This window comes from Streptomyces sp. M41(2017) (genome assembly GCF_002078175.1).
Lineage (GTDB): Bacteria > Actinomycetota > Actinomycetes > Streptomycetales > Streptomycetaceae > Streptomyces.
Window position 1 is genome coordinate 2,042,540 of the sequence record NZ_MWFK01000002.1, and the last position, 12,662, is coordinate 2,055,201.

Here is a 12,662-nt window from a genome sequence, read left to right on the forward strand (position 1 = left end):
GTCAGCCCCCGGCTGTGTTCAGCTGAACACGGACGCGCAGGTGGTGGCGGAGGCGTGGGCGGGATCGAGGGCGTTCGCCACCTCGTGGTAGGCGATCCGGTCGACGATCCCGATGGCCACGTGCTCGGAGAGATCCAGGCCGCACAGGTTCTGCAGCAGGACGTTGTGGACGTCGGATCCGCTCAGGAACTGCGAGGTGTACGGCGTGACCACCTCGTCGTACTTGGTGGCGATGACGGTGTAGTGCACGCCGGGGACGGTGTCGCCGCCCGCGTTGAGCTTGGTCAGGAACGCGGAACCGGCGACCTGGTCGGCGAGTCCGGGAGTCGCCGACGACAGCAGGTCCGCCGCGCCGGGGAAGTACGGGAGCAGGTTGGCCAGGCCGCTCAGGGTCGTGCCGTGGTTGTCGGGGGCGATGCCGACGAGGGCGTTCACCTTGGCGGCTCCGCCGAGGAACTTGAGGTAGTAGCGGGGCATCATGCCGCCCTGCGAGTGGCCGACCAGGTCGGCCTTGGCGGCGCCGGTCGCGGTGAGCACCTTGTCGACGAAGACCTGGAGCTGCGCGGCCGACTTGTCGATGGGGCCGAGGCCGTTGAAGAGGGGGACGCCGGGGAGCTGGCCGTAGTCGAGGGAGAAGACGCAGTACCCGCGGCTGGTCAGGTAGGGGGCGAGTGCCAGCCAGTTGTCGACCGAGTTCCCGAACGTGCCGTGGACGAGGACGACGGGGCGGGGATGCGCGGCGGACGGCTTGCAGGAGTAGTTGTTCCAGCCACTGCTGGGGGCGGAGGCGGCCTGGGCCGTGGCGGCGGGGACGACCGCGACGGCGGCGGCCAGGAGCAGGGCGGCCAGGGGTCTGAGCACTCGGTTCCAGGGCAGCATCGTGTGATCTCCTTGCGGCTCAAGGGAGTTGCGACGGCGTACGCCCTGTGATCCGGATCACGAGGATGCTGTTCACTCGTCAAGTTACGAGCGAGTAGCACGCGTGTGAAGTTACGCGTCAGTAAAAACATTCAGTGGTAGCCGATGAGGGATGCCACGGTCCTTCGAACCGTCACCAGGCGGGCCTGATGGGACCGTAGGGCGCGATGCGCAGCAGACGCGTATACAACGCGCGCATGTCACCCTCACCGAGCAGTTCACCCCACGTCCGCACGGCGTCCGCCGCCGCCTCTTCGGCCGCACGGGTGCACGCCCGCCCCCGCTCGGTCAGCAGGATCAGCCGGGCGCGGGCGTCCTCCGGGTGCGGCCGGCGTTCGACGTACCCCTTGCGGACCAGCTCGTCGACGAGCTGACTGGCGGCCTGCTTGGTGACCCCGAGATGCGCGGCGAGATCGGTGACCGTCGCCCCGTCCGCCGAGAGCCGCGCGAAGGCGAACCCGTGGGCGGGCCGCACGTCGTCGAATCCGCGGGAGACCACGCCCTCGTGGATGCGGCGGGTCAGCTCGCCGGCGGTGGCGAGCAGGGCGGCGGACAGGGCCATGGCCTCGGAGTTCTGCACTCAGGCATTGAAACACCCTTGACGAATCAGTCAAGCAGCTTGACCATAAGGACAGCACACATGGTCAAGCTGCTTGACCATGTGTCGCATCCGTCCGACCGTACGGGCCCGGACCCGCCCCGCCGGGTCCCGGGCACCGTCCGGAACCGGACCGCGACCCCGGTTCCCACCGATCCGATCCACCTGTCCGATGCACCGATCCAGGAGGCACCCGTGCCCGTCGTCCGTTCTTCCGAAGCCGTCGTCCACGAGATCCACGGTGGCCGATTCGTCTCGCACGCCGCTCCGCGCAGCGGGAGCAAGGAGCTGTGCGCCTGGCGCACGGAGCTCCCGGCGGGGCTCCGGGCCCCCGTGCACACCGTCGACCGCGAGGAGATCCTCCACCTCCTGACCGGCGACCTGCTGATCACGCTCGACGGCAGGACCGAGCAGGTCACCGCGGGCGACACCGTGATCGTCAACGCGGGCACCGCGCTCGGCATCGAGAACACCTCGGAGCGGCCGGCGACCGCCTGGGTCACCACCTCCGTCGGCCTGCGGGCGGAGCTGGCCGACGGCTCGGTCCTGACTCCGCCGTGGGCCAACTAGGGCCTGGAGCCGGATCGTTCGTCACACCCGAGTGCGTCACATCCGGCGGCGTCACGCGGCCAGCGTCCCGGGTCCGATCACATGCGGGCCGAACTTCGCCCGCGCCCGGTCCGCGACCTCCTCGATACGGCGGACCTTCTCGTCCACCGGGTCGAAGGTCAGCTGATGGGAGGCCCGCTCGGTGGGCGTGAGCCCCTCGGCGCGCAGCGCGATCGCGCGCACCCGGGCACGCTGGAGGCCGAGCATCTCGTACATGCGGTAGGCGGTTCCGGTCAGGGTCGAGGAGTGCGCCGTCGGCTCCGCGAGGGTGCGGCTGCGCGTGGTCGCGGAGCGGTCGGCGTAGCGCACGGTGAGGGTCAGGGTGCGGCAGACCTTCTCCAGGGCGCGCAGCCGTGCGCCCAGCTCCTCGGCCGCGGAGAGCAGCGCCCGGCGATGCCGGTCGGGGTCCAACTCGTCTCGCTGGAAGGGACGTTCGGTGGCGAGGGAGCGAGAGGTGGCGTTCGGCACGACCCGGCCGCGGTCGACCCCGGAGGCCCTCTCGTGCAGGTCGCGGCCGGTCCGGGCGCCGGTGAGGCGCTGGAGTGTGGACAGGGGTGCGGCCGCGACCTTGCCGAGGGTGTCGAGGCCGTACTCGCCCAGGGTCCGCGCGGTGGCGCCGCCGACGCCGGGCAGCGCGCCGACGGGCCGCTCGGCGAGGAACTCCGTGACGGCGTCCGGGTCCGCGAGCACCACCCGGGGCGTTCCGGGGACGGCGTCGCGCAGCGCCATCCGGGCGAGCATCGGTCCGGGACCGGCGCCGATCACGCAGTCGACGCCGTGCAGGGCGAGGGCGCGGAGCCGGATCAGCGAGGCGAACCCGGCCGGGCCACGGCCGAAGTACCGCTCGGCACCCCGCACGTCGAGCAGTGCCCCGTCGGGTGGCAGCGCCTCGATGACGGGTGTGAACTCCTCCAGTAATCCGAGGAGTCGGGGAAATTCCGCCTCGCGCGTCGGAGGCAGCTGGAAACGTACGCAGAGGATGGTCATCCCGCACTCCCCGGGCTCTGGTGCCACAACTTCTTTCCTCCCGCGGGCCCTTCGCCCGCGGGGCGCAGATCGGCCCAGGGGTGCATCTCGTACCCCGTGGACATCCGGATCGTCCGGCCCCCGGCCGGACCTCCGTCACCGGACGCGCCGGGCGCTCCCGGCTGCCCGGACTCCCCCGGTTCGTCCCGCCCGCCCGGCGCCCGCGGCGCGGGCTCGGCCAGCCGCGCGGCCACCACGTCGAGGCCGCCCTCGGCGCGCAGTTCGGCCAGTTCGGCGAGGTTCCAGGCGGCGGCGCCCACCACACTGAGGCTGCGCGGGCCGCGGCGCTGCACCACGCCGCGGACGAGCAGCAGCCAGGAGTGGAAGACGGTGTGGGCGCAGGCGTCGTGGGAGTCGTCGAAGAAGGCGAGGTCGACCAGGCCCGTCCCGTCGTCCAGCGTGCTGAAGATGACCCGCTTGCCGGAGCGGATCGGCGGGGTCTGGGTGGCCGCCTTGGCGCCGGCCACCAGCACCGTCTCGCCGTGTCGCGCCGAGCGCAGCCGACGGGCCGTGACCACGCCCAACTCGCCCAGGAACGCCCGGTGGTCGTCCATCAGGTTGCGGGAGGCGTCCATCGAGAGCACACCCAGTTCTGCGCTCAGCCGCTCCGCCGAGGACAGGTCGGGCAGCCCGGCCGGAGCGGTGTCCCGTCCGCCGGACAGCGGGAGCTGGCCGCCGCGCACCCCGCGGGCGCCACGCTGCAGTTCGGCCAGGTGCAGTTGCAGATCACGGCGGTTGGCGCCGAACGCGTCCAGCGCGCCGACCTGGGCGAGCCGCTGGGCGAGCGGCCGGCTCGGCCGGGCCCGTTCCCAGAAGTCGAGCAGCGAGGCGTAGGGCCTGCCGTCGGCGATCCGCGCGCCCTCGGCCTCGCTGATGCCGTGCACGTCGGACAGCGCCAGCCGGACGCCCCAGCGACCGGTGCCGCCGGAACCCGGGCCGCGGCCGGCCGGGGCCGAGCCGGAGCCGGCCAAGTCCGTGTCCGTGTCCGCACCCGCGCCCGTGCCGCCTCCGGAGCCCGCGGAGCCGGAGGCCGAGCCCGACTCACTCGATTCAGACACCAGTTCGATCCGGTGAGCGACCGCCGACCGGTTCACGTCCAACGGCAGGATCGGCACCCCGCGCCGCCGCGCGTCCGCCAGCAGCAGCCGCTTCGGGTACATCCCGGGGTCGTGCGTGAGCAACCCGGCGTAGAAGGCGGCCGGGTGATGGGCCTTCAGCCACGCCGACTGATACGTCGGGACGGCGAACGCGACCGCGTGCGCCTTGCAGAAGCCGTACGAGCCGAAGGCCTCGATGATCTCCCAGGTGCGCGCGACGGTCTCGGCGTCGTACCCCTTCGCGGTCGCGTGCTGGGCGAACCAGAACCGGATCCGCCCCTGCGACTCGGGGTCGGAGAGCCCCCGGCGCACCCGGTCCGCCTCGTCACGTCCGCAGCCGGTCATGATGTCGACGATGTCGATGATCTGCTCGTGGAAGACGACGACTCCGTACGTCTCCTTCAGCGGCCCCTCCAGGTCCTTGTGCGGGTAACGGATCGGCGCCCTGCCGTGCCGAGCCTCGATGAACGGCCGGACCATGTCGGCGGCGACCGGCCCCGGCCGGAAGAGCGAGATGTCGACCACGAGGTCGTGGAAGGTCTCGGGCTGCAGGCGTCCGACCAGGTCCCGCTGGCCGGGCGACTCGATCTGGAAGCACCCCAGGGTCTCGGTGGACTGCACGAGCCGGTACGTCGCCGGGTCGCCCGGCGGCGCCGCGTCGATGTCCGGCCGCTCCCCCGTCGCCCGCTCCACCTCGGCCACCGCGTGCGCCATCGCGGACTGCATCCGCACGCCCAGCACGTCGAGCTTGAGCAGCCCGAGGTCCTCGACGTCCTCCTTGTCGAACTGCGACATGGGCAGGCCCTCGCCGCTGGTCGGCACGACCGGCGTACGGGCGAGCAGCGAGGCGTCGGAGAGGAGCACCCCGCACGGGTGCATGGCGATGCCGCGCGGGAGGGCGTCGAGGGACTCGACCAGGTCCCACAGCCTGCCGTACCGGTCCTTCTCCGCCGCCAGTTCGCGCAGTTCGGGGAGTTCGGCCATGGCGGCGCGGGCGTCGCGGGCCCGGATGTGCGGGAAGGCCTTGGCGATCCGGTCGATCTCGGCCGGGTCCAGGGAGAGGGCGGCGCCCACGTCACGGACGGCGTGCCGGACCCGGTAGGTCTCGGGCATGGAGACGGTCGCGACCCGCTCGGTGCCGAACCGGCCGATGATCGCGCGGTACACCTCCAGCCTGCGCGCGGACTCCACGTCGATGTCGATGTCGGGCAGCACCGGGCGGCGCTTGGACAGAAAGCGCTCCATGAGCAGCCCGTGCTCGACGGGATCGGCGTGGGCGATGCCGAGGAGGTGGTTGACCAGGGAGCCGGCCCCGGACCCGCGCGCGGCGACCCGGATGCCCATGTCCCGTACGTCGTCGACTACCTGAGCGACCGTCAGGAAGTAGGAGGCGAAGTTGTGGTGGGCGATGATGTCCAGCTCGTGGTGCATCCGCTCCCAGTAGGCGTGCCGGCCCGCATACCCGCGCAGTACCATGCCGGCCGCCGCCCGGGAGGCCAGGACGCGCTGGGCGGTACGGCGGTCCGCGCCGACGAGACGCGGTTCCGGGAAGTGGACGCTGCCGATGCCGAGGTCGTCCTCGGGGTCGACACGGCAGGCCGCGGCGGTGTCCGCCGTCTGTTCGAGCAGCCGGTGCGCGGTGTCGCGGCGGAAACCGGCCGCCTCGACGATCCGTTCGGCGGCGTCCAGCATGGCGGCCCCGTCCTTGAGCCAGGCCTCGCCGGAGTCCAGTTCGCGCCGGGGGTCGACGGGGACGAGCCGGCGGGCGGCGTCCAGCACGTCGGCGACCGGCCCGAGGCCGGGGTCGGCGTAGCGGACGGCGTTGCTGAGCACGGGGCGCACCCGCTGTTCGGCGGCGAAGCCGACCGTGCGGGCGGCGAGGCGCAGGGAGCCGGGCCCGGTGCCCTGGCGGCCGTGCCAGACGGCTTCCAGCCGCAGGGCGTCGCCGTAGATCTCCCGCCAGGGAGCGAGCAGTTCGGCCGCGCGGTCGGGGCGGCCCGCGGCGAGTGCGCGGCCGACGTCGGAGGAGGGGCCGAGCAGCACGGTCAGGCCGTCGCCGTGGTTGTCCGGCCAGGGCAGCAGGGGAGGGCCGCTCCGCTGGGCGTCGGCATGGGTCGCCGTAACGATCCTGCAGAGGTCGGCCCAGCCGGCGCCGCCGTCCCGGGCGAGAAAGGTCACGCGGGCCGCCGACTCGTCGATGAAGGCGCCACCGCGCACCGGGGTCCGCCGCCGCTCCATGCGCACGGGCTCCCCGACCGCCAGGTCCACGCCGAACAGCGGACGGACACCCGCCTTCGCGCAGGCCTTGGCGAACCGGACGGAGCCCGCGAGACCGTCCCGGTCGGTGAGCGCGAGGGCGTCCATGCCCCGCTCGGAGGCGCGCTCGGCGAGCCGCTCCGGGTGCGAGGCGCCGTATCGCAGGGAGAATCCGGAGGAGGTGTGCAGATGCGTGAATCCCGGCACGCACACCTCCCGACCTGTGAGTCCTTGCGGACTTCGAACACTAGTTCCCAACCATCCCGTCTCCACCATAGACCAATTTTCGAACTCTTGTACGACATCCGTTCGGACCCTCCCCACCTGCGCGAACACCGGCCGGCTCGGACCGTGGGGGCATGACGCAGACAGCCGGTGACACCGCCCCGCGCCCGTCCTTCCTGACCGAGGTGAAGGATGCCGTCACCCCGCGGGCCACGCTGCTCGTCATCGGCGTGATCGCGCTCCAGCTGCTCTTCATCGCCTCCTACGTGGGCGCGCTCCACGATCCGAAGCCGAAGGACGTCCCGTTCGGCGTGGTCGCCCCGCAGGCGGTGGCCCAGCGGACGGTGACCCGGCTGGAGGGGATCAAGGGCGAGCCGCTGGACCCGCGGACGGTCTCCGACGCGGCCGCCGCGCGCGAGCAGATCCTGAACCGGGAGATCGACGGAGCCCTGATCATCGATCCCCGGGGCGCCAAGGACACGCTGCTGGTCGCCTCCGGCGGCGGCACCGTCCTCGCCACCACCCTGGAGAAACTGGTCACCACCCTGGAGGCGACCGAACAGCGCACCGTGCGGACCGTCGACGTGGCCCGGGCCTCCACCCACGACTTCGACGGCCTCTCGTCCTTCTATCTGGTCGTCGGCTGGTGCGTCGGCGGCTACCTCTGCGCCTCGATCCTCGCGATCAGCGCGGGGGCCCGGCCCGCCAACCTGCGGCGCGCGGTGGTCCGGCTCCTCGTGATGGCCCTCGTCGCGATCGTCGGCGGTCTCGGCGGCGCGGTGATCGTGGGCCCGATCCTCGGCGCCCTGCCCGGACCCGTCTGCGCCTTCTGGGGGCTCGGCGCCCTGATCACCTTCGCGGTGGGCGCCGCCACCCTCGGCCTGCAGGGCCTCTTCGGGGTCGTCGGCATCGGTCTGGCGATCCTGCTGGTGGTGATCGCGGGCAACCCGAGCGCGGGCGGCGCCTTCCCGCTGCCGATGCTGCCGCCCTTCTGGAAGGCGATCGGGCCGGCCCTGCCGCCGGGGGCGGGCACCTGGTCGGCCCGTTCGATCGCGTACTTCAAGGGCAACGACATGACCGGCTCCCTGCTGGTGCTCTCGGCGTGGGCGGTGGCGGGCAGCGCGGTGACGCTGCTCGCCGCCGCGTTCCGCACCCGGCCCCGCGCCGGCGCCCCGGCAGGGGGCACCGCCGCGGAACCTTCGTAGCCGGCGACCGCGACCGCGTCGGGAACGCCGGGAGCCCCGCTCCCGCGCGGGTGCGCGGGAGCGGAGCTCCGTCGGACCGGGGAGGCCGTCAGCCGATCTGGGCGCCGAAGGCGGAGAGCGCCTCGGTGACCGGCTGGAAGAAGGTCTCGCCGCCCGCGGTGCAGTCGCCGCTGCCGCCGGAGGTGAGACCGATCGCGGAGTCGCCGTCGAAGAGCGAACCGCCGCTGTCGCCGGGCTCGGCGCAGACGTCGGTCTGGATGAGCCCGTTGACGACGTCGCCGTTGCCGTAGTTCACGGTGGCGTCGAGGCCGGTGACCGTGCCGCTGTGCACCTGGGTCGTCGAACCGCTGCGGGTCACCTTCTCGCCGACGGTCGCCTCGGCGGCCTTGGTGATGGGCTGCGAGGAGCCGTTGTAGAGGTCGACCTCGCTCGGGTGCTCCGTGCTCCCGGTGTACTTGACCAGACCGAAGTCGTTGTCCGGGAAGCTGGACTGCTCGTTCGTGCCGATCTCGTTGCCGCTGGAGTCCGACCAGGTGGAGATGGCCTCGGTGCAGTGCCCGGCCGTGATGAAGTACGGCTGGCCGCCCTTGACCACGTTGAAACCGAGCGAGCAGCGGCCGCCGGAACCGCTGATGGCGTCACCGCCGGCGATGAAGGGCTTGAACTCCCCCTTCGTGCGCTGGAGTTCCACCGCGTCGCCGAGCCCGTCGGTGACCTTGGCGAGCTGGGCCCACTCGGCCTTGGAGACCGTGCGGTCCGCGGTGACGACGACCTTGTTGCTCGCCGGGTCGGTCGCCCAGGACGTACCGGGGATGGTCGCGTCCTTCTTGAGCGTCGTGCGGGCGCCCTTCAGTTCGGCGAGGGAGTTCTCGACGATTCTGGCCTTGGCGCCGGCCGCGGTGACCGCGTCCGCGGCGCTCGCGTCCAGCACGTTGACGACGAGGTGCTTCGACTTCGCGTCGTAGTACGTTCCCGCCGCGTCGGCACCCAGGTCCTTGCCCAGGGTCGAGGCGAGCTTTCCGGCCGCGAGCGCGGAGAGGGTGTGCGGCGTCGAGGCCGTGGGGACCTCACTCGCGTTCGCAGTCTGGAAGGTGACGCCGGCGGTGACGAGTGCGGCGACGCCCGCGCCCGTCATGACGGCACGGCGCCGGGATATGCGTCGGTGCTTCAACTCACGTCCTCCTGTGGGGGGTCGGACCGGGAGGTTGTGGGGACCTCCAGGACCGGAAGGCGTACGGACATGAACCCGCGGAACGACAGAAATGCTCGTTTCGACGCGTCCATGCCAGTTGTTCGCGGCCCACTATTCCGAGACGCACAGGGGACCCACAAGGTCGACTTCAGGACGCGTGGACGACAACCGCCGTACACCTCCCACACCGTGACCCCCCATGGTCACGGCGCGTCGATTCCCCCTGCAAACACTCTCCGCGGATCACCGAGGCGCAGCCTGTGAGGACTAGTCCTGTCTTGTTTTCGACCCCTCGGGAGGTTCGTTCGAGGGCGGAGTGACCGGCTCCCGCACTTCCGCGGACTGCTCGGGCACCGCCGACCACGGTGCCGCGGAGGTCTGTTGCGGCGCGGCCGGCGCTCCGGACTCGGCCACCTGCCGCCGGGGCTCGTCCGGCCGCGCGGACGGCTGGGGCGCGGACTCCTGTGCCTGCATCGGCTGCTGGGGCGGACCGCCCTGCTGTGCCCGCTCCAGGAAGCGGAGCAGTTCGACGGGGAAGGGCAGGACGAGGGTGGAGTTCTTCTCGGCGGCGACGGCCACCACGGTCTGCAGCAGCCTCAGTTGGAGGGCGGCCGGCTGTTCCGACATCACCTCGGCGGCCTGTGCGAGCTTCTTCGAGGCCTGCAACTCGGCGTCGGCGTTGATGACCCGGGCCCGCCGCTCACGGTCGGCCTCGGCCTGCCGGGCCATGGAGCGCTTCATCGTCTCGGGCAGCGACACGTCCTTGATCTCGACGCGGTCGATCTGCACGCCCCAGCCGATCGCCGGGCTGTCGATCATCAACTCCAGCCCCTGGTTGAGCTTTTCGCGGTTGGACAGCAGGTCGTCCAGGTCGCTCTTGCCGATGATCGAGCGCAGCGAGGTCTGCGCCATCTGCGAGACCGCGAAACGGTAGTCCTCCACCTGGATGACCGCGTCGGCCGCCTCGACGACCTTGAAGTAGACGACCGCGTCCACCCGGACCGTGACGTTGTCGCGGGTGATGCCCTCCTGGGCCGGGATCGGCAGCGTCACGATCTGGATGTTGACCTTGCGGAGCCGGTCCACGAACGGAACGATCATCGTGAACCCGGGACCGCGCACTTCAGGACGCAGCCGGCCGAGCCGCAGCACCACGCCCCGTTCGTACTGTTTGACGACGCGGGCTCCGGTCATCACGTAGACCAGCCCCACGGACGCGACGGAGACCCCCGCCGCCACCAGTTCCTCGACCATCACGGCCCCCCAGGGTCCGACGTGGGCGCAGCAGGCGTGTGCACAGCGTGTGCTTCGAAGGTAACTCCGACGACGGAACAAGGGCGAGCCCCCGCACGCCGGTTGCGTGCGGGGGCTCGTCCTTGTTCCGGTGGCTCCGTCGTGCGGAGCGCGGTCGTTCTGTCGTGCGGAAGCGGTGTGGGGGGTGCCGGTTCCGTCAGGCGACGAGTCGATCGAGGGGCCGGTCCATCGGTCGGGCGGTGGTCAGCCGACGCTCACGCCGTAGTAGCTCAGCGCCTCGGTGACCGGCTGGAAGAAGGTCGTCCCGCCGGAGCTGCAGTTGCCGCTGCCGCCGGAGGTCAGACCGTAGGCGACGCTGCCGCCGTACAGCGGACCGCCGCTGTCGCCGCCCTCGGCGCAGACCGTGGTCTGGATCATGCCGTAGACGACGTCACCACCGCCGTAGTTGACGGTGGCGTTCAGGGCGGTGACCCGGCCGCTGTGCGTGCCGGTGGTCGAGCCGCGCCGGTAGACCGTGGTGCCCACGCTGGGCGTGGCCGCACTGCTGATCGTCTGGCTGCCGACCGCGCTGGGGTGCGCGACCGAGGTGTTGGTGTAGCGGACCAGCGCGAAGTCGTTGGTCGGGAAGCTGTAGCTGACGTTCGTGCCCAGCTTCGTGGTCTGGCCCGAGTTGGAGTACCAGGTGGAGGCGACCTCACCACAGTGACCGGCGGTCAGGAAGTAGTAGGTGCTTCCGCTGTGCACGTTGAAGCCGAGCGAACAGCGGTAGCCGCCGCCGTAGATGGCGTCGCCGCCGGAGATCAGCTTCTTGAAGGTGCCCGGGGTGTGCTTGATGGTGAGGGCGCCGGCGTTGCCGCCCGCCTGCTCCTTGATCTTCGCGATCTCCGCCTTCGAGACCGTGCTGTCGACGGTGACGACCACGCGGTTCGTCTTGGCGTCGACCGCCCAGGCGGTGCCCGCGACGTCGGACTTGAGGACCGACTCCTTGGCACTGCTCAGCTGGGTGGAGCTGAACGTCTGGGCGTCGGACGCGTTCGCGCTGGGGACCGCGAACGCTGCCGCGGCGACGAGTCCGGTGGTGACGGCGATCAGCCGACTCCGTCTCGCTATGCCACTGCGGGGGGTGGTGCGCTTGATCCTCACGTTTCGTTCCTCCGAAGGGAAGTAAGGGGCCCCCGTTTAGTGGGGTGGTGGGGCCCGTGAGGCGCAGCCGGGAGCCGCCCGTCCGGATTCCGGACAAGCCGTGCTCCTGACAAGCGCTGAGGGGGAGTATTCGGCGGCACGGCCGACAGCCGCAAGGGCGCCTTTCGGCCGTGCAGCGTTCAACTTGCGTACGTCCCCTGGAGGTTGATCGACAGGGCATCACAGACCCCGGAATCCCCACGCGGCTTCGGGAGTCCCGGGGACCTCAGCCCAGCCGGCGCTCCCCCGCGGCGACGGCCACGCCCAGGGTATTTCCGGGCGGCGGGAAGGGGCAGACGAAATGGTCCGCGAACGCGCACGGTGGAAGCACGGTGCGGTTGAAGTCCACCGTCGTGCGCCCCTCGGCGTCGGGTGCCGCCGGGCGCAGGAACCGGAAGCGGTAACTGCCGTCCCCGCTGGTGGTGTCGGAGAAGACGGCCCACAGGGAGCCGTCGCTCTCCACCGATACCTGGAGGGTGAGGTCCTGCCCGTCGAGGGTGAAGGCGAGGATGCCGCCGATGGGGAGTCCGCGGGCGACGCCGTCGGCGTTCTCGACCCGGACGGTGCGGCTCTCGCCGTACGGGGTGAAGTGTCCCGGCACCGACCAGCGTTCGTCGTAGGGGGTCGCCTCGATGCCGGCGAAGGCCTTCCGGGCGGGGGCGTCGGGGTCGTAGCGGCGTACGCCCCACAGTTCCTCGCGCACCAGGACCACGAACCGGCGGTCGCCGTGTCCGACCCGTGCCCCGTCGGCCGGACCGTGGTCGGCGCCCAGCACGATCTCGCCGGTGAACGGCTCTCCGTCGACGGTGAGCCCCTCCTCGGCCACCGCCGTCAGGACCACTCCGTCGCCCTTCACACCCCACAGACCGGGGATGTCCGGAAGTCGCCCTTCCGGATAGTCCTCGACCCAGTGGGTGGCGGTGAGCGAGAGCGGTCCGTACGGCGCGGACACCGCGGCCTCGCGGTGCTCCTGCCAGTGCTTCCAGTCCTCGGGTGCGTCCGTCGTCATGTGATCAACCCTTCCACACGCACTCGGCCAACCCGAGGTGCGAGCGCGCCGTGGTGTCCGTGTATTCCGTGCGGCGCGGGCGCACGGCACG

The 12,662-nt window shown here is 71.6% G+C and carries 10 protein-coding genes; 2 read left to right on the forward strand and 8 right to left on the reverse strand.

Translation table 11 applies throughout. The annotated features are described in order from the left end of the window. Positions 1-18: 18 nt before the first annotated feature. Both B0675_RS34810 and B0675_RS34815 read right to left on the reverse strand, forming a co-directional pair. Positions 19-879, reverse strand: coding sequence for an alpha/beta fold hydrolase (locus B0675_RS34810; RefSeq protein ID WP_081223583.1), 861 nt, complete (start codon positions 877-879; stop codon positions 19-21). 172 nt (positions 880-1,051) lie between these two features. Beyond that, the gene (locus B0675_RS34815) at positions 1,052-1,498 is read right to left on the reverse strand and encodes a MarR family winged helix-turn-helix transcriptional regulator (RefSeq protein WP_081223584.1); all 447 of its coding nucleotides are present in this window, start codon (positions 1,496-1,498) and stop codon (positions 1,052-1,054) included. 213 nt (positions 1,499-1,711) lie between these two features. Here B0675_RS34815 and B0675_RS34820 point away from each other — a divergent pair, with 213 nt between their 5' ends. Beyond that, positions 1,712-2,086: a cupin domain-containing protein gene (locus B0675_RS34820; protein WP_081224053.1), complete on the forward strand. Its 375-nt coding sequence runs from the start codon at positions 1,712-1,714 to the stop codon at positions 2,084-2,086. Between the two features lie 51 nt (positions 2,087-2,137). Here B0675_RS34820 and B0675_RS34825 read toward each other — a convergent pair whose 3' ends face one another. Both B0675_RS34825 and dnaE read right to left on the reverse strand, forming a co-directional pair. Continuing rightward, positions 2,138-3,112, reverse strand: a complete 975-nt coding sequence (locus B0675_RS34825) for a hypothetical protein (protein WP_081223585.1) — start codon at positions 3,110-3,112, stop codon at positions 2,138-2,140. Continuing rightward, positions 3,109-6,711 carry a DNA polymerase III subunit alpha gene (gene dnaE / locus B0675_RS34830; protein WP_081223586.1) on the reverse strand — a complete coding sequence of 1,201 codons (3,603 nt, stop codon included), beginning with the start codon at positions 6,709-6,711 and terminating at the stop codon, positions 3,109-3,111. Before dnaE ends, B0675_RS34825 begins: the two co-directional genes overlap by 4 nt. Before the next feature lie 152 nt (positions 6,712-6,863). On the opposite strand from dnaE, the gene B0675_RS34835 reads away from it, so the two are divergent. Continuing rightward, positions 6,864-7,934 carry an ABC transporter permease gene (locus B0675_RS34835; protein ID WP_081223587.1) on the forward strand — a complete coding sequence of 357 codons (1,071 nt, stop codon included), beginning with the start codon at positions 6,864-6,866 and terminating at the stop codon, positions 7,932-7,934. A gap of 88 nt (positions 7,935-8,022) precedes the next feature. Here B0675_RS34835 and B0675_RS34840 read toward each other — a convergent pair whose 3' ends face one another. The 4 genes from B0675_RS34840 to B0675_RS34855 all read right to left on the reverse strand — a co-directional run bounded on the left by B0675_RS34840 (position 8,023) and on the right by B0675_RS34855 (position 12,571). Further along, positions 8,023-9,105 carry a S1 family peptidase gene (locus B0675_RS34840; protein WP_081223588.1) on the reverse strand — a complete coding sequence of 361 codons (1,083 nt, stop codon included), beginning with the start codon at positions 9,103-9,105 and terminating at the stop codon, positions 8,023-8,025. Positions 9,106-9,393: 288 nt separating this feature from the next. Then, complete coding sequence (locus B0675_RS34845) at positions 9,394-10,380, reverse strand: slipin family protein (protein WP_081223589.1); 987 nt, start codon at positions 10,378-10,380, stop codon at positions 9,394-9,396. A gap of 243 nt (positions 10,381-10,623) precedes the next feature. After that, the gene (locus B0675_RS34850; protein WP_081223590.1) at positions 10,624-11,523 is read right to left on the reverse strand and encodes a S1 family peptidase; all 900 of its coding nucleotides are present in this window, start codon (positions 11,521-11,523) and stop codon (positions 10,624-10,626) included. A 265-nt stretch (positions 11,524-11,788) separates the two neighbouring features. Continuing rightward, positions 11,789-12,571 carry a DUF1684 domain-containing protein gene (locus B0675_RS34855; RefSeq protein WP_081223591.1) on the reverse strand — a complete coding sequence of 261 codons (783 nt, stop codon included), beginning with the start codon at positions 12,569-12,571 and terminating at the stop codon, positions 11,789-11,791. Positions 12,572-12,662 lie beyond the last annotated feature (91 nt).

Excerpts from the sequence above, each read along its gene's own strand:
- B0675_RS34825 (WP_081223585.1), bottom strand. The coding sequence starts at position 3,112 with ATGACCATCCTCTGCGTACGTTTCCAGCTGCCTCCGACGCGCGAGGCG.
- B0675_RS34810 (WP_081223583.1), bottom strand. The coding sequence starts at position 879 with ATGCTGCCCTGGAACCGAGTGCTCAGACCCCTGGCCGCCCTGCTCCTG.
- B0675_RS34855 (WP_081223591.1), bottom strand. The coding sequence starts at position 12,571 with ATGACGACGGACGCACCCGAGGACTGGAAGCACTGGCAGGAGCACCGC.
- B0675_RS34845 (WP_081223589.1), bottom strand. The coding sequence starts at position 10,380 with ATGGTCGAGGAACTGGTGGCGGCGGGGGTCTCCGTCGCGTCCGTGGGG.
- B0675_RS34835 (WP_081223587.1), top strand. The coding sequence starts at position 6,864 with ATGACGCAGACAGCCGGTGACACCGCCCCGCGCCCGTCCTTCCTGACC.